Source organism: Parerythrobacter lutipelagi, assembly GCF_005434975.1.
Classification (GTDB): Bacteria; Pseudomonadota; Alphaproteobacteria; order Sphingomonadales; family Sphingomonadaceae; genus Parerythrobacter_A; species Parerythrobacter_A lutipelagi.
Genome location: NZ_SKCJ01000001.1, coordinates 1419600 through 1436027 on the forward strand (window position 1 = coordinate 1419600; position 16428 = coordinate 1436027).

The 16428-nt window shown below is 61.7% G+C and carries 11 protein-coding genes; 7 read left to right on the forward strand and 4 right to left on the reverse strand.

What is annotated here, in order from left to right:
- Positions 1-3: 3 nt before the first annotated feature.
- The 3 genes from gltB to E0502_RS07080 all read right to left on the reverse strand — a co-directional run bounded on the left by gltB (position 4) and on the right by E0502_RS07080 (position 8267).
- Positions 4-4674 carry a glutamate synthase large subunit gene (gene gltB / locus E0502_RS07070; RefSeq protein ID WP_137677193.1) on the reverse strand — a complete coding sequence of 1557 codons (4671 nt, stop codon included), beginning with the start codon at positions 4672-4674 and terminating at the stop codon, positions 4-6.
- 271 nt (positions 4675-4945) lie between these two features.
- On the reverse strand, positions 4946-6994 hold the full coding sequence (locus E0502_RS07075; RefSeq protein ID WP_137677194.1) for a hypothetical protein: 2049 nt from the start codon (positions 6992-6994) through the stop codon (positions 4946-4948).
- A 40-nt stretch (positions 6995-7034) separates the two neighbouring features.
- On the reverse strand, positions 7035-8267 hold the full coding sequence (locus tag E0502_RS07080; protein ID WP_137677195.1) for a TIGR04063 family PEP-CTERM/XrtA system glycosyltransferase: 1233 nt from the start codon (positions 8265-8267) through the stop codon (positions 7035-7037).
- A gap of 110 nt (positions 8268-8377) precedes the next feature.
- Between E0502_RS07080 and E0502_RS15075 the strand changes: the two genes are divergently transcribed.
- The 6 genes from E0502_RS15075 to E0502_RS07105 all read left to right on the forward strand — a co-directional run bounded on the left by E0502_RS15075 (position 8378) and on the right by E0502_RS07105 (position 13094).
- Positions 8378-8539 carry a hypothetical protein gene (locus E0502_RS15075; RefSeq protein ID WP_161593721.1) on the forward strand — a complete coding sequence of 54 codons (162 nt, stop codon included), beginning with the start codon at positions 8378-8380 and terminating at the stop codon, positions 8537-8539.
- On the forward strand, positions 8532-9926 hold the full coding sequence (locus E0502_RS07085; protein ID WP_137677196.1) for a DUF5935 domain-containing protein: 1395 nt from the start codon (positions 8532-8534) through the stop codon (positions 9924-9926). Before E0502_RS15075 ends, E0502_RS07085 begins: the two co-directional genes overlap by 8 nt.
- An 84-nt stretch (positions 9927-10010) precedes the next feature.
- The gene (locus E0502_RS07090) at positions 10011-10460 is read left to right on the forward strand and encodes a MaoC family dehydratase (protein WP_137677197.1); all 450 of its coding nucleotides are present in this window, start codon (positions 10011-10013) and stop codon (positions 10458-10460) included.
- An 82-nt stretch (positions 10461-10542) separates the two neighbouring features.
- The gene (locus E0502_RS07095; protein WP_137677198.1) at positions 10543-11721 is read left to right on the forward strand and encodes an acetyl-CoA C-acyltransferase; all 1179 of its coding nucleotides are present in this window, start codon (positions 10543-10545) and stop codon (positions 11719-11721) included.
- Positions 11722-11805: 84 nt separating this feature from the next.
- Complete coding sequence (locus E0502_RS07100) at positions 11806-12405, forward strand: hypothetical protein (RefSeq protein ID WP_137677199.1); 600 nt, start codon at positions 11806-11808, stop codon at positions 12403-12405.
- Between the two features lie 86 nt (positions 12406-12491).
- Positions 12492-13094, forward strand: a complete 603-nt coding sequence (locus tag E0502_RS07105) for a DUF4126 domain-containing protein (protein WP_137677200.1) — start codon at positions 12492-12494, stop codon at positions 13092-13094.
- Here the strand turns inward: E0502_RS07105 and E0502_RS07110 are convergent.
- Positions 13091-14335 (reverse strand): polyhydroxyalkanoate depolymerase, encoded by a 1245-nt coding sequence (locus tag E0502_RS07110; RefSeq protein WP_137677201.1) that lies wholly within the window; start codon positions 14333-14335, stop codon positions 13091-13093. The genes E0502_RS07105 and E0502_RS07110 overlap by 4 nt on opposite strands.
- A 164-nt stretch (positions 14336-14499) precedes the next feature.
- Here E0502_RS07110 and E0502_RS07115 point away from each other — a divergent pair, with 164 nt between their 5' ends.
- Positions 14500-16353 (forward strand): ABC transporter transmembrane domain-containing protein, encoded by a 1854-nt coding sequence (locus E0502_RS07115; RefSeq protein ID WP_137677202.1) that lies wholly within the window; start codon positions 14500-14502, stop codon positions 16351-16353.
- The last annotated feature ends 75 nt before the right edge of the window (positions 16354-16428 follow it).

Genomic DNA, 16428 nt, shown 5'->3' on the forward strand with positions numbered 1-16428 from the left:
CCCTTATTCTGCTGCCACCGAGGAGGCTTCGTCCCGCTCGGCCTCAAGCGCCTGCAACGCGCGGCGATAATCGGTCGGCATGACCTTCACGAACTTCTCAAGCGCTGTGTCCCAGTTGGCCAGCAAATCGCTCGCCCGGGCGGAGCCGGTATGAAGCTTGTGCCGCTCGACGAGGATCTTCAGCCGCTCCGCGTCGTGGCGCAGCATATCGCCCATGCCGAGGTCGTTGACGCTGACCGGGCGCTGTTTTGGCCGGCCCGTGCCATCCTCTGCGTCCGGCTCGCGCGCGATCGGCCCAAGCTCGACTTGCGCGCCGTTGCACAGCTGAGCGAAGTCTCCGTCGGGATCGTAGACATAGGCCACCCCGCCGCTCATCCCGGCAGCGAAATTGCGGCCCGTCTTGCCGAGCACGCAGACGACGCCGCCGGTCATATATTCGCAGCCATGGTCTCCGGTGCCTTCGACGACTGCGACGGCGCCTGAATTGCGCACCGCAAATCGCTCACCGGCGACGCCGTTGAAGTAAGCTTCGCCAGAAATCGCGCCGTAGAGCACTGTGTTGCCGACGATAATGTTTTGCGTTGGCTCGCGGCCGGTACCGTCAGGCTGACGGACGATAATCCGGCCGCCCGACAAACCCTTGCCGACATAATCGTTGGCATCCCCGGTCAGGCTGATGGTGACCCCGTGCGCAAGCCAGGCGCCAAAGCTCTGGCCGGCAACACCGGTGAAATTGATCCGGATCGTGTCAGGCGAAAGGCCGCCGTGGCCATGTGCCCGTGCGACCTCGCCTGACAGCATGGCGCCGACAGTGCGGTTCACATTGCGAATTTCGCGCGAAATCTCGATCGGCTGGCCGGTCCGGATTGCCGGCGAGCAGGCTTCGATCAACTCGTTGTCGAGAGCGGCGCCGAGGCCATGGTCCTGAGTCTCGGTGTGATAGGGCTTTTGGCCAGCCGCGAGCGCCACCGGGTGAAGCAGACGCTTCAGATCGACACCCTCGGCTTTCCAGTGTCGTTCAACCCGGCGCATGTCGATCCGATCGACCCGGCCGACCATTTCCTCGACCGTGCGGAAGCCCATCTCCGCCATGATCAGGCGGAGTTCTTCCGCCACGAAGAAGAAGTAATTGATCACGTGCTCGGGCGTGCCGGTGAAACGTTTGCGCAGCACGGGATCCTGCGTCGCGACGCCGACCGGACAGGTGTTCAAATGGCACTTGCGCATCATGATGCAGCCTGCCGCAATCAGGGGAGCGGTGGCGAAGCCGAATTCGTCCGCGCCGAGCAGTGCGCCGATTGCCACATCGCGCCCGGTGCGCAGGCCGCCATCGACCTGCACTGCGATACGGCTGCGCAAATCGTTGAGCAGCAGCGTCTGCTGAGTCTCGGCCAGTCCGATTTCCCACGGGGAACCCGCATGGGTCAGCGATGTCAGCGGCGAAGCGCCCGTGCCGCCTTCATAGCCCGAGATCGTGACATGGTCGGCCTTGCATTTGGACACGCCGGCGGCAACCGTGCCGACGCCCACTTCGGATACCAGCTTTACCGAAATGCGCGCACTTGGCTGCACGTTCTTGAGGTCGTGGATCAGCTGAGCCAGATCTTCGATGGAATAGATATCGTGGTGCGGCGGGGGCGAAATCAAGCCTACCCCGGGCGTCGAATGACGCACTGCGCCAATGCGCTTGTCGACCTTGTGTCCGGGCAATTGCCCGCCTTCACCGGGCTTTGCACCTTGTGCCATCTTGATCTGGATATCGTCGGAATTGACCAGATATTCGGTCGTGACGCCAAACCGCCCGGAAGCCACTTGCTTGATCCGGCTGCGCATCGTGTCGCCATTGGGCAGCGGCTGGAAACGCGCGGTCTCTTCGCCGCCTTCGCCGGTGTTCGACCGCCCGCCGATGCGGTTCATCGCAATTGCCAGAGTCGAGTGGGCTTCATGGCTGATCGAGCCGAAGCTCATCGCACCAGTGCTGAACCGTTTGACGATTTCGACCGCCGGTTCGACTTCGCCGAGCGGGACAGGCTGGTCCGCCGGAGTCAGCTCCATCAGACCGCGGATCGTCAGCAAGCGTTCGGATTGCTCGTTGATCGACTTCGCGAATTCCTCGTAATTCTTCGGATCATTGCCGCGCACGGCATGCTGCAAATGTGCGACATTGGCCGGCGTCCAGGCGTGGTCTTCGCCGCGCAGGCGATACTGGTATATCCCGCCGACATCGAGCATGCCTTTGTACAGCGGATCATTGCCATAGGCCACGGCGTGCCGCTTCACAGCTTCTTCGGCCACTTCGATCAGGCCGATTCCTTCGATGGTGGTTGCCGTACCCTTGAAATAGGCATCGACCAGCTCGCTCGACAGGCCGACAGCATCGAAGATCTGCGCGCCGCAATAGGACTGGTAGGTCGAAATGCCCATCTTGGACATGACCTTGAGGATCCCCTTGCCGACCGCCTTGACGTAATTGGTCTGTACTTCCCGTGCAGTCAGGTCGGGGAATTTGCGCGCGCGCAAATCCTCGAGCGTCTCCAGCGCGATGTAGGGATTGATCGCTTCCGCGCCGTAGCCTGCGAGCACGCAGAAATGATGCACTTCGCGCGCTTCGCCGGTTTCAATCACCAGCCCGGTCTGCATCCGCAAGCCCTGCCGGACCAGATGATGATGCACCGCCGAGGTGGCGAGTGCAGCGGGAATGGCGATGCGCTCCGGCCCTTGCGCGCGGTCGGACAGGATCAGGATGTTGTGATCCTGCAGCACCGCCTCGGTTGCCGCCCAGCACATTTCCTTGAGCGCGAGTGCCAGCCCGTCTGCGCCGGTGCTGGCATCCCATGTGGTGTCGATCGTTTCCGTGCGGAACGCCCCGTCGAGCGCGGCTTCGACCGAGCGGATCTTGGCCAGGTCGGTGTTGGTCAGAATTGGCTGGCTGACTTCCAGGCGTTTGTGCGTACCAGCCTCTCGGCCCAGCAGATTCGGGCGCGGGCCGATAATCGACAGCAGGCTCATCACCAGCTCTTCGCGGATCGGATCGATCGGCGGGTTGGTGACCTGCGCGAAGTTCTGTTTGAAATAATCGTAGAGCAGGCGGCTCTTGGCAGAGAGTACCGCGATCGGCGTATCGGTGCCCATCGATCCAATCGGATCATCACCCGCTTGCGCCATCGGTTCGAGGAAGCGCGAAATGTCCTCCTGCGTGTAACCAAACGCTTGCTGGCGCTGCAAAAGACTGCTGGCTTGCTGGCTGCCGGCTTGGTCCGGTACTTCGGACAGCTCGGGCTCGATCGTATCCAGATCTTCGAGTTTGTACTGGGTCTGCTCGAGCCACTTTTCATACGGGTGCGCGTCGGCCAGATCCTGCTTCAGCTCCGCGTCCTCGACGATGCGGCCTTCATCAAGGTCGATCAGCAGCATCTTGCCCGGCTGCAGACGCCATTTGCGGGTGATGTCTTCCTCGGCGAACGGCAGCACGCCGCTCTCGGACGAGAGGCAGACGAGATCGTCCTTCGTCACGCAATAGCGCGCGGGCCTGAGGCCGTTGCGATCAAGACAGGCGCCGATCTGGCGGCCGTCGGTGAAGCACACGGCAGCGGGCCCGTCCCACGGCTCCATAAGTGCAGCATGATATTCGTAGAACGCGCGCCGTGCGGGGTCGATCAGCGGATCTTTCGCCCATGCTTCGGGCATCAACATCATCATTGCATGGCTGAGGCTGAAGCCGCCCGCGAGCAACAGTTCGAGTGCGTTGTCGAGGCAGGCGGTGTCCGACTGGCCATGCGGGATCAGCGGCCACATCTTGTCGAGATCGGCACCGAGTAGCTCGCTTTCCATGGTCCGGCGGCGAGCGTTCATCCAGTTCACATTGCCGCGAACCGTGTTGATTTCCCCGTTGTGCGCCATGAAGCGATAGGGGTGGGCCAGCCGCCAGCTGGGGAAGGTGTTGGTCGAAAATCGCTGATGCACCAGGCTGAGAGCGGACTGGCAATCCTCGTCGCGCAAATCATCGTAGAACGAACCGACCTGGTTCGCGAGGAGCAAGCCCTTGTATACTATGGTTCGGCTGGAGAAGCTCGGGATATAGGTCTTCACCAAGCCGGGCAGCCCGTGCTTTTCTGCCAAGCGGGCGAGCGGGTTGAGTGTCTGCTTGCGGATCACGATCAGCTTGCGCTCGAAGGCGTCCTGGTCGGCGCAGTTTTCGCCCCGCGCGACGATGCACTGGCGTAACACCGGCATGCTTTCGATCACCGCCTTGCCGAGCCCGTCAAGCGTGGTCGGCACATCGCGCCAGCCAAGCACGCGCTGGCCTTCCTTGGCGGCAAATTTCTCAAGCTGCTCGATCACGAACGCACGGGCTTCGGCGTCCTGCGGCAGGAAACACTGCGCGACTGCGTAGTGTCCCTGTTGCGGCAAGTCATGGCCTTCGGCGTCGGCCCATCTGCGGATCAGACGATCCGGCACCTGCAGCAGGATGCCCGCGCCATCACCCAAGAGCGGATCAGCCCCGACCGCGCCGCGGTGATCGAGATTGGCAAGGATTTCCAGACCCTGGCGAATGATGGAATGGGATTTCGCACCTTTGATATTCGCGACCATGCCGACGCCGCAGGCATCATGCTCGTTTCGCGGATCATACAGGCCCTGTCTGTCCAAGCCTTCGGGTGTCACATTACCCATTCACAAACCCCATTGTCTCAGCCTTCCGAACGCCCCGGTTGGGTCGCTCAGGCAACGAATGGCGGCGAATCGTGCCGCAACGCGCAGTAAAACTGTCGTAAGCGGCGTTCATGACGACAGGATGTGATTATTGCAACTGCGAAGAGGCAAGATATCGTATGCACGCCGTAAGCTGGATTAAGCACTCGGGCGGCGGGCTCCATGCCCGGATGCAGCAAGGCCCGCCGCGGCGGACCGGGCGGGCCTTTGTGACTTCTTGTGGCGTCGCGGCTTAGCCCGTGCCGGACATCCGCTGGAGCTTCTCCAATGCGTCGCGCAGCGCCTTCTCGGTCTCTCCGGCGTTGGCCCGTTCCGCAGGAACCGCGCCCGCGACCGGGGCCTGAGCGGGGCCATCGAAGGGTCGCATCGCTGCCGGTGCTTGCGGCGTTGCTGCCGGAGCGGCCAATGGATCGCGTGTCGGACCGTCGCTGGCGGGTTCTGCGCGGCGGTTTTCCTGTCCCGGGAAAACCACGACCGGTTGCCCGGCTGCAGCCGGCTCGTCATCATCAATGCGAACGAAGGATTGCTGCTGGCCGAAACGGCCTTTCATGCTGAGAAGCGAAGAATAGGCTTCGCTGTCATCATCGTCGTCATCTGCGCCTGGAGGTGCCATTTCAGGCGCCTGGAATGTTCCGGGAGCAGGCGATGCCGGGCGGCTGGGGAAAGCCAGATTGAGCGGTTCGCTCTCATCTTCCACATCGGCTTCGGGTTCGTTGAAAGCAAGCGGCTGAAGCGCCTGCGGGATGGCATTCGTTTCGGCTTCGGCGAAACTCGATGAGACTGCGGCGCCTTCGACAGGCGGCGCTGCAAACGGGGCGGGCACCTCCGCGGCAGTCTGTCGGCGAAAGACCATAGGTTGCGGCGCCTCCTCAGGTGCCTCCGGTGCGGAGAAAGGCGCGGAAAGAGGGGCGGGCGAAGGCGTCTGGATTTCAGCTGCTTGGCCCGGACCGGAAGCGAACGTCGTTGCCACTCCTGGGGCAGGTGTCGGTGCAGGTACGGCAAATGCTGGCATTGCAGGTGCGGCGAGCGCGGCGGGCGCGGCAGGTGCGGGCGCCCCTGTCTGCGCAGGCGCAGTTTCCGTCGCGGCAGGCTCCGGCTCATTGCCGATAGCAGCAGGTTGTGCGGCAGCGATTTGCGGCATGGCAGAGGGTACTGGCGCACCGGACTGCTGCAATGCGCGCGCAAATCGCTCGACCAGCTCGACCATTCCCATATCCTGCGGGGCAGGCTCGGCCTGAACTGGCGCAGCAGCTTGGGTTGGCGCTGCAGGTGCGCGGAACGGTGCCGCGAGCTGTTCTTCCCGCGCGGCATGACCGGACAGCGGATTGTATGCTGTGTCGGTGGTATCGGCGGGTTTCATGGTTACATCGACGTTGCTGGTGGTGCTCATGGCTGTGAGTTCCTCTCGCAAGATGTCCTGCGGGCTGGCTTCGAATATGGGCTGGGCAGAACCGCTTCCGGACGCGGCATCAAACGGGCGGTGTGGGCTGGAGGCGTGATCGCCGGCTGAAATGCTGTCTGGTACCACGGCTTCCGGCTGCCCCGGACTGTCGAAGGGCCGCTCTTGAGGCGAAGTCTCAGCATGCTGCAGGTTGCGTAGAGACAGGGTTTCGAGCAGTTCCTGCGCCGCCAGGTCATTTTCCTCATTGTCGTCCTCGGCTGCAAAGTCTCCAAGGTCGAGCGCTGCGTCGTCGTTGCCACTGAAACTACCGCCGAGATTGCCGAAAGCCTTTTCATCGAAGGTCACGTGTCCGCCGGGGAGAGGCGCAGCATCGAGATATTCGCTGCGCTCGCTTTCATCGGTTACCGACAGAGCGCGGCGGCGTCCGGGCAACACAGCGGGCGCGGGCTTTTCCTGCTCATGCTCGTCGGATGTCACCGGTTCGTCCAGGCTATCGCTGCCAAGTTCGTCGCGCGCAGAAATCGGGCGCTTGGGTGCAAGCTTTGCATCGGCATCGGCGACGAACTGGCGCTCGCGCGGTCCTTTGGTCTCGCCCGAAGCTGCTGCCACCTTACGCGCCAGAAACAGGCCTATCCCCGCTCCGGTAAGTGCGGCGGCAAGCGCTATGGCCATCCGCGCGGTCAGACCGAGCGGCGGTGCGGCTGCGGGCACGACACTCGCCACGCCCGAAGCACTGATCAGTGTCTCGAACAGGACGACCGGCACCACCAGGCAGCCAAGCCCGAGGAGTGCAGCGAACCACGACGCCACGACCGCCGGGAAAGCGGGGTGGGCGCTGATCGACGCCTGTTTTCCGGATTTGGCTTTCTTCGTGCTCACTGCGGCAATCGCCTCTCGTTTTTCAGCGTCCTCCTGAGCCTCAAGCGGCAGCAGGAATCCCCTTATTCGCAGCACGGGATAGCAATTGATGGTAAACGCTTTGATAACGATGAATGTTCTTCGACCAGTCGTGCCGTTCGGCGACGTGGGCGCGGGCGCGATCGCGCATGGTGTCCCAATTTCCTTGCTGTGCAATCAGGTTGGAAAGCGCGGCGGCGCATGCTGCGGGATCGTCAGCAGGAAAGAGCAGACCGGAAACGCCGTCTTCGATCAACTCGCGATGTCCGCCGACGTCCGAGGCGGCGACTATCCGCCGCTGAGCCATGGCTTCGAGCGGCTTCAGCGGCGTCACCAGGTCGGTCAACCGGCTCTGTTTGCGCGGATAGGCCAGCACATCGATCAGCGAATAATATCGTTCGACTTCTTGATGCGGGACCCGGCCTGTGAAGATTATTGCGTCATTGGCTGACGAGGCAGCTGCCTGCGCCTTGAGCGATTCTTCGCGCGGGCCGCCGCCAATCAGCAGCAGTCGCGCATTCGGCTGGCTTTCGCGCAGGATTGGCAGCGCGGCGATCAGATCATCGAGGCCCTCGTAGTCATAAAAGCTGCCGATGAAACCAATGACAGGCTCGCCGCTGCGAATGCCGAGTTCGGCCGCCAACGCGTTGGCGCGCGGCGGCGGATCGCCGAACAGAGCCAGATCGACCCCGTTGGGTGAAAGTCCGATCTTGCCGCCATCGAAGCCGCGCTCGATCAAATCGTCACGCAGACCTTCGCAGATCGTGAACACCGCATCGGCTTTGTTGACGACGTGGTTCTCCATCGCACGGGTAAGGCGGTATTTGAGCGACTTTTCGTGCCCGGTGCCATTGCCGACCGCTGCGTCTTCCCAGAATGCACGGATCTCGTAGACCAGCGGGATGCCCAGCTTGCGCGAAGCGGCCAGGCCCGCCTCGCCGCACAATGCGGGCGAGTGCGCGTGCAGTACATTGGGCCGCCATTCCTGTGCCAGCCTTTCGACCGCATTCGCCAAAGCGGAAATCTCGCGCCATTCGCGCAGGCCGACCGGCCCGGAGACTGCGGCTTCGGTGCGATGGAAGGTGAGGCCGTCGATCGTCTCGGTAGCGGGCCCGTCTTTCGCGTGGCGCACGCCGGTGATTCCGCGCACATCCATCCCGGCCTGCTGCTGCGCTGTCAGGATCGCGCGGGTGCGAAAGGTGTAGCCGCTGTGCAGCGGTAGCGAATGGTCGAGGATATGGAGCACACGTGTCATGTGGCGCAGCCTTGCCACAATAGCCTTAACGGCGCGTCAACCGCTGGCTGGTAACGGATGCGGACTGGAACCGCCGGAAAGGCATCGCCGGAAAGGCACCGACAACCGCTGTGATCGACTATTTCGCCCTTGGTATTGCGCACACGCTGATCGTGATCGCGGTTTTGCGCGTGGTCGGCAGGCCCGAGCTCGATCACGAGGACGAACTCGACGACAAGCCCAAGCGTTTGCGGCCCGTCTCTGCGGACAACGAAAGCGGCGGCGATGCTTGATCTCGCGCTGTTCCTGTTCCTGATCGGATTTATCGCAGTCGGATTCCGCCGCCCGTTCGTGTGGGTGCTGGCCTTTATCTATGTCGATATTCTGGCGCCGGGGAAAATGGGGTGGACCTTCATGCCGCTCCTGCAATCCTCGCTTGTCACATTCATTGCCGCCTTTGCCGGATGGCTGCTGACCGATCCCAAGCATGGCAGCCGGGTGACCTTGCGACAGGGCATTTTGCTGGCAATGCTGCTCTATATATTCTGGACCACCGGCCGCGCCGACTTCCCCGAATTCGCAGCCGACAAATGGGGGTGGGTGTGGAAGGCGATGGTTTTTGCGATTTTCCTGCCTCTGACGCTGACCACCCGATTGCGGCTGGAGAGCGTCCTTCTGACAATGGTGCTCACCGTGTCGGCGATCATCATATCGGCCGGAATCAAGGTTACGCTGGGCGGTGGCGGATATGAGCGGCGACTGTTCTTCGTCAACGACAACAGCGGGCTGTATGAAAGCTCGACGCTCTCGACGGTTGCCGTCTGCATCATCCCGATCATTCTGTGGTTCAACAAATACGGCACGGTGTTCAAACCCGATTGGCGGGTAAAACTGTTTTCAGCCGGGCTGATCTTTGCTTGCCTGCTGATGCCCGTCGGGACGGAAGCACGCACCGGTTTGATCTGCATTGCGGTATTGCTGGTGCTCGGCCTGCGCGATGTGAAGCGGCGGCTGACTTTCATTGTCGCCGGTGCGACGATGGCTCTGGTCGCGTTGCCGTTCCTCCCATCGAGTTACTATGATCGGATGGCCACCATCGGCAGTCCGCAGGGCGACCAGTCGGCCTCGACCCGCGTCGCGGTATGGGAATGGACGATCGATTACGCGATGAACAACCCGTGGGGCGGCGGATTCGACGCCTATCGCGGAAACAAGTTCGAATACGACATGCAGGTAACCGAGCAGCAGGGAAATACCACGGCGGTCGAATTTGAGGAAGTGACCGATAGCGGCCGGGCCTATCATTCCGCCGTGTTCGAAATGCTGGGTGAGCAAGGCTGGCCGGGCTTGTTCATGTGGCTGGCGCTGCATGGGCTCGGCCTGATCCAGATGGAGCTGGTGCGCCGCCGGTGGCGCAAACGCCAGAGCAATGGCGAGGCCGAAGGGCGCGAATGGATCGCGCCGCTCGCCACGGCACTGCAATATGCGCAGATCGTCTATCTCGTCGGCTCTTTGTTCCAGGGCATCGCATACCAGCCATTCGTGCTGATGATTATCGCCTTGCAGTGCGGGTTGTGGACCTATTGCAAGCGGATCGCTGCGCATGAAGCCCGCGCCAGGCGTGCAGAGCGAATGGCAGCGAACGCGATTCCGGCACGCCATGCCGTAACGGCAAGTTGACGTTTACGGAAACTTCGTTGCGCTAAACGCCCCGATGCGCCATGTAGCCGCCAGTTCAACAGACTCGGTTACAAGGAGAGGCGCATGAGCCCGCAGGATATTGCAGCGAAGACCGGCGAAGTGATCGGCACCAGCGAATGGGCCGAGATGAGCCAGGAGCGCATCAACCAGTTCGCAGAAGCGACCGGCGATCACCAGTTCATCCATATCGACGAGGAAAAAGCCAAGATGACGCCGTTCGGCGGCACCATCGCGCATGGCTTCCTGACCCTGTCGATGATCCCATACCTGTCTGCCAAGTCCGACATGCCGCGGATGGAAGGCGTCAAGATGGGCGTCAACTATGGCGGCAACAAAACCCGGTTCATCTCGCCTGTCCGCAGCGGCAAGCGGATCCGCGGCCACTGGAAACTGGTTGAAATGGTCGAGAAGCGCCCCGGCCAGTGGCAACAGACCTGCGAGATTACCATCGAGATCGAAGGCGAGGACAAGCCCGCCCTGATCTGCGAGTGGATTACCCAGTTCTTCGTCTGATCCCGACCTTCCCCTCCCCGGGACCCCTCCCCGGGACCCCTCCCCAGGACGAAGCCGGACATAGCAATCAAAGGAGTTCGCCATGCGCGACGCAGTTATCGTATCCACCGCCCGCACCCCTATCGGGCGCGCTTACAAGGGCGCTTTCAACGCCACGCCTGGCGCCACGCTCGGCTCATACTCACTGGCCCCCGCGATCGAACGCGCCGGTATCGATGCCGGTGAGATCGACGATGTGGTGTGGGGTGCAGTCCTCACTCAGGGCACACAGGCAGGCAACATCGCCCGCCAGGTCGCTTTGCGTGCCGGCTGCCCCGTCTCCGTCGCAGCCCAGACGATCGACCGTCAGTGTTCGTCGGGCCTGATGGCCATTTCGACAGCTGCCAAGCAGATCATCGTCGACAATATGGATGTGGTCGTCGGTGGCGGGCAGGATTCCATCAGCATGGTGCAGACGCCGGAAATGCGTGTCGCGCCGGACCGTTCGCTGATCGAAATGCATCCGAACGTATACATGCCGATGCTGCAGACAGCGGAAACCGTGGCCAAGCGCTACAACATCAGCCGCGATGCGCAGGATGAATACGCGCTCCAGAGCCAGCAACGCACCGCTGCCGGGCAGGAATCAGGCAAGTTCGACGACGAGATCGTTCCGGTCACCACCACCATGATGGTGAAAGACAAGGCTAGCGGCGAAGTCAGCCAGCAGGAAGTCACCCTCACCAAGGATGAAGGCAACCGCCCTTCGACCACGCTCGAGGGTCTCCAGTCGCTCAACGCTGTCATGGGCCCTGATGCCGTGATCACCGCAGGCAATGCCAGCCAGCTGTCCGATGGTTCGTCGGCTTCGATCCTGATGGAAGCCAAGCTTGCCGAGAAAAAAGGCCTGAGCCCGCTCGGCCGTTATGTCGGCATGGCGGTGGCGGGGACCGAACCTGACGAAATGGGCATTGGCCCGGTCTTCGCGATCCCGAAGCTGCTCGAACAGACCGGCGTAAAGATGGACGAAGTCGGCCTGTGGGAACTCAACGAAGCGTTCGCAGTGCAAGTGCTCTATTGCCGCGACAAGCTCGGCATCGACAACGATATCCTCAACGTCAACGGCGGGTCGATTTCGATCGGTCATCCTTATGGCATGACCGGCGCGCGCTGCGTTGGCCACGCGCTGATCGAAGGCAAGCGTCGCGGCGCGAAGTATGTCGTCGTGACCATGTGCGTCGGCGGCGGCATGGGCGCAGCCGGGATGTTCGAAGTTCTCTGATCCAGACTTGGACTTGCAAATTCGGGCGGCATTCGGGAAACCGGGTGCCGCCCGTTCCGTTTTGGGCGAACAGGAGAAAGTCCCATGAAGGCGTCAAGCATTTCGATCGCAGCGGGCGCTGCTCTGGTTCTGGCGGCTTGCGGCGGGAAGGATGCGTCATCGGAAACCGACGTGCCTGCCCCGACTGCCGAGCAGGCAGAACAGACCGCAGCCCCCGCTTTCGCCTCGACCTATACCGATTTCGATCTCGCAAATTGCAAAGTGCTGAGCGAAGAGCGCGAAGAGGGTTCCTCGGCGGAATATGAATGCCCCGGTTTCGGCAAGACGGCGCTTCTCGTGCAGGAAGGCGATGGCCGGTTCGATCTCGATGCCGGTGTCGATGATGAAGACTTCCAGACCGTCGGCGCGTTCAACGATATCGCCGAAACTGTCGAATGGCGGCTGAAGGACGGCAAACCCTTCGCAGTGATCTTCCGCTATCGCGATGTGTCGATGGAAGGAAAGGGCAGAACTGTGCTGGCCGTCGAGACGGTCGGAGCGGAAAAGCTGCCAGGATGCCGCGTGGCGCAAATTTCAGGCGATACGCCCGAGGCAAACAGCAAGGCACGCGAAATGGCAGACATAGCTGCAGAGGACAGTTTCGTCTGCCCGGAACGGCCTGAGTACATTGGCGCGGCAAGCTAGGGTCCCGGTCCTGAGCACTTGCCTGTCATCCCTGTAGCGCGCATCATGCCGCGCATCATGCCTTTGCGGGAGGGGGAGGCAAGCCAATGGGAATAATGGAAATCATCGGAATTGCAGGTAGCGTCAGCCTGCTTGCCGGCTGGCGGCTTTACCTGTGCATTTTTGCGACCGGTTTGGCGATGCGGTCGGAAATCCTTCCTGTGCCGGAACACCTCGCCAGCCTCGGAGCGCTTGAGAACCCGTGGGTCATGGGCATTGCCGGCATTGCCGCAGTCTGCGAATTTTTTGCCGACAAGGTCATGTGGCTCGATTCGATCTGGGATGCGGTCCACACCTTTGTCCGCCCGATTGGCGGCGCGCTGCTTGCATTGGCGATTATCGACCCGTCCGACCCTGCCACGCAGGTAATCGCTTTCATCCTGGGCGGCAGCGCGGCGCTGGCATCGCATGCTAGCAAGGCTGGGACCCGCGGCGTGGTAAACACAAGTCCGGAGCCGGTCAGCAATCTTGCCGTTTCGACGGTGGAGGATGTGGCGACGGTTGGCTTGCTCTACGTTGCTTACGAATATCCCTATGTCGCAGGCGGCGTCGCGCTGGCCCTGCTCGCGCTCACGGTGTGGCTGCTGCTGATCGCCCGGCGAATTATCAAACGGGTGCTGGGCGGGAAGCCGAAAACCGAAGAGGTTTAGGCCACTGCCTTCAGCTTCGCTTTGGCGTGTTCGGCGATGAATTCCTCGACCACCGGAGCCACTTTGCTGCGCCAGCGGCTGCCGTTGAAGATCCCGTAGTGCCCGGCTCCTTCGGCCATGTAATAGCGCTTCTTGCTCGCGCTCAGGCCGGTTGCCAGCTTCAGCGCGGCTTTCGTCTGACCAAGGCCTGAAATATCGTCACGCTCGCCTTCGATGGCGAGGATTGCTGTTTGTTTGATGTCAGCCAGATCGACCCGCGTTCCGCGATGTTCGAACGTGCCGTTCGGAATCGAATGCTTCTGGAACACTTCTTCGACCGTCTGGAGGTAAAACTCCGCCGTCATGTCGCACACGCTGCGATATTCGTCGTAGAAATCCTTGGTCGCCTGCGCACTGTCGTCGTCGCCGACATTGAGGTGTTTGAACATCTCGTAATGGCTCATCATGTGCTGACCGAGGTTCATGCTCATGAAGCTGGCGAGCTGAAGGAAGCCGGGATAAACCCGCCGGCCGGCCCCGCGATGCTGCATCGGGACGGTGGCAATGACAGTGTGCCGGAACCATTCGAGTGGGCGCTCCATCGCCAGATCATTTACCGTGGTCGGGCTTTCGCGCGTGTCGATCGGGCCGCCCATCATCGTCAATGTCCGGGGCAATGCCGGGTTCTTGTCGCGGTTCATCAGAGCGGTGGCGGCAAGCGCTGGGACCGACGGCTGGCACACCGCCATCATGTTCGCACCCGGGCCGATGAATTCGAGGAACTCGATCAGATAATCGATGTAATCGTCGAGATCGAAGTGGCCCTCATGCAACGGCACATTCCGCGCATCGGCCCAATCGGTAATATAGACTTCGCAGTTTTCGACCATGCGGGCGACAGTGCCGCGCAGCAATGTAGCGTAGTGGCCGCTCATCGGAGCAACGATCAGGAGTTTCGGCGCATCGGCCGGCAGGCCTTCGCGGGCAAAGCGCTTCAAATCGCCGAACGGCTTGTTGACCACGGTTGCTTCGCTGACGGGATACTGCTTCGCGCCGATCGAGACATGTTCGATGCCGAACGCCGGTTTGCCGTAGGGCGCGGCCGCATGGGCGAACACCTCCAGCGCCGATGCCATCATCGAGCCCGTGCCCATATAGCCCATCGGCAGGCGCGGATTGGACAGCATTTCAGCGCCGATGGATGCCCATGCGCTGGCGCTGTTCATCCACGAGCGCTGCAATTCATATGCATGATAAAGCAAACCGAAGTCCCCTGCGTTCTGATTGGTAACGGACCTCTCTCGGGTCTCTTGTGCATTGCACAATGGCTGGTTCAGTGCCGATATGCAACGCATCATTGCCCTGCATCGGGAAAAAGGCCTCGGGAGCAGTGGAATTTGCTGCCCGCCATCGCTACTTGGCGTGAATGGATGGACCGAAGGACGAAATCGCGGAATCGCCAGCAGAGCCGCGGCGTTCATTCCTTTCCCGCCGGAAACGCCGTGCAGATGGCGAGCCGAAGCCGTCTCGCTCGCTCAAGCCATTGGGAATGGTTTATCAGGCTGCCGCACAATATCCGGTTTATGTATCGCTGGCCTTTGTATCGCTGTTGATCACCGCTGCAGCAACACTGGCTATTCCCGCCTATTTCAAAGACATCATCGACAAGGGCTTCGCCGGAGCAGGCAGCGCAGAGCAGATAGCCGACACATTCGAGACAGTTTTGCTTATCGTAGTGGTCCTCGCGATGGGGACAGCGATGAGGTTCTATTTCGTCAGCTGGATTGGCGAGCGTGTGGTCGCCGATATACGATTGAAAGTGCAGCAGAACCTGCTTCGCCTGCACCCGGGCTTCTACGAAGAGAACAGCCCGAAGGAAATATCCAGCCGGATGACCTCCGATACGACCCTGATAGAGCAGGTCGTCGGGACAACGGCATCGGTTGCGCTGCGAAACACTCTCATGGCCATCGGCGGTACCGCGTATCTGTTCTGGCTCGCCCCGCAAATGACTCTCGGTCTGGCGTTGGTCATTCCTGCGATCGTCATTCCGATCACGATTTTCGGGCGGCGACTGCGCAATGTCTCGCGCACCAGCCAGGACCGCGTCGCCGATGTCGGCGCCATGGTCACAGAAGTGCTTGGCGCGATGAAGATCGTTCAGGCCTTCAATCAGGAGGCGCGGGAAGCAACCCGGTTCGAAGGGGCTGTCGAACGCACATTCGTGGTTGCCAAGAAACGCATCCTGATCCGTGCGATCATGACTTCGGTGATCATCCTGATGATCTTCGGATCGATCACCCTTCTGATGTGGCGCGGCGCCAATGGTGTGGCCACCGGCGAGATCAGCGGCGGCACGATCGCTGCTTTTGTTCTCGTCGGGGGGCTGGTTGCCGGCGCGTTTGGCTCGCTGACAGAGGTGTATGGCGATCTTCTGCGCGGGGCTGGGGCCGCGAGCCGCCTGAGCGAGCTGCTGGAAGAAGAGCCGACAATTTCCGTCCCGGATCGGCCGCTATCGCTGCCCCAGCCGCCGCGCGGAAGCCTGTCATTTCGCAATGTCACGTTTCGCTATCCGACCCGGCTGGAGACAGCGGCGCTCAAGGACTTCACGCTCGAGGTGGAACCGGGCGAGACAGTGGCCATCGTGGGGCCATCAGGTGCGGGCAAATCGACGATATTTCAGCTGGTCGAGCGGTTTTACGATCCGCAGGCCGGATCGATCAGGATCGATGGAATTCCTTTGCCGAGTGCGGACCCGGCAGAGCTCCGCCAGCGGATCGCGCTCGTCCCTCAGGAAGGCGTGCTGTTCAGCGCCGATGCTCGCGACAATCTGCGTTATGGGAATTGGGGCGCGAGCGACGAGCAGATCTGGGATGCCGCCCGTGCGGCCAATGCTGAACAATTCCTCCGCGAGTTGCCGCAAGGTCTCGACACCTATCTCGGTGAAAGCGGAACGCGGCTCTCGGGCGGCCAGCAACAACGCGTCGCAATTGCCCGCGCTCTGCTGCGCGATGCACCGATCCTGCTGCTCGACGAAGCAACCAGCGCGTTGGATGCGGAGAGTGAACGTCTGGTCCAGGAAGCGCTCGACCGGCTGATGCAGAATCGCACGACTCTGGTTATCGCGCACCGGCTGGCGACAGTCCGGGCAGCAGACCGCATTGTGGTAATGGAAGAAGGCCGGATCGTGGAGCAAGGCACGCATGCGCAATTGTCGGCAGCGGGCGGGCTCTACAGCCATCTGGCCAACCTGCAGTTTACCTCTGCGCAAGTGGCCTGATCGCGCTCACAGAATCGGGCCCGCAAAATCGGGCCCCCAGAATCGCGCGCGCAGCCTCGCTTTTCGACCAACCGC

What these genes read in the sequence shown, in the direction of transcription:
- E0502_RS07085 (WP_137677196.1), top strand. Translation starts at nt 8,532, where the DNA reads ATGCTTGATCTCGCGCTGTTCCTGTTCCTGATCGGATTTATCGCAGTC.
- E0502_RS07115 (WP_137677202.1), top strand. Translation starts at nt 14,500, where the DNA reads ATGGATGGACCGAAGGACGAAATCGCGGAATCGCCAGCAGAGCCGCGG.
- gltB (WP_137677193.1), bottom strand. Translation starts at nt 4,674, where the DNA reads ATGGGTAATGTGACACCCGAAGGCTTGGACAGACAGGGCCTGTATGAT.
- E0502_RS07080 (WP_137677195.1), bottom strand. Translation starts at nt 8,267, where the DNA reads ATGACACGTGTGCTCCATATCCTCGACCATTCGCTACCGCTGCACAGC.
- E0502_RS07090 (WP_137677197.1), top strand. Translation starts at nt 10,011, where the DNA reads ATGAGCCCGCAGGATATTGCAGCGAAGACCGGCGAAGTGATCGGCACC.
- E0502_RS07105 (WP_137677200.1), top strand. Translation starts at nt 12,492, where the DNA reads ATGGGAATAATGGAAATCATCGGAATTGCAGGTAGCGTCAGCCTGCTT.
- E0502_RS07100 (WP_137677199.1), top strand. Translation starts at nt 11,806, where the DNA reads ATGAAGGCGTCAAGCATTTCGATCGCAGCGGGCGCTGCTCTGGTTCTG.
- E0502_RS07095 (WP_137677198.1), top strand. Translation starts at nt 10,543, where the DNA reads ATGCGCGACGCAGTTATCGTATCCACCGCCCGCACCCCTATCGGGCGC.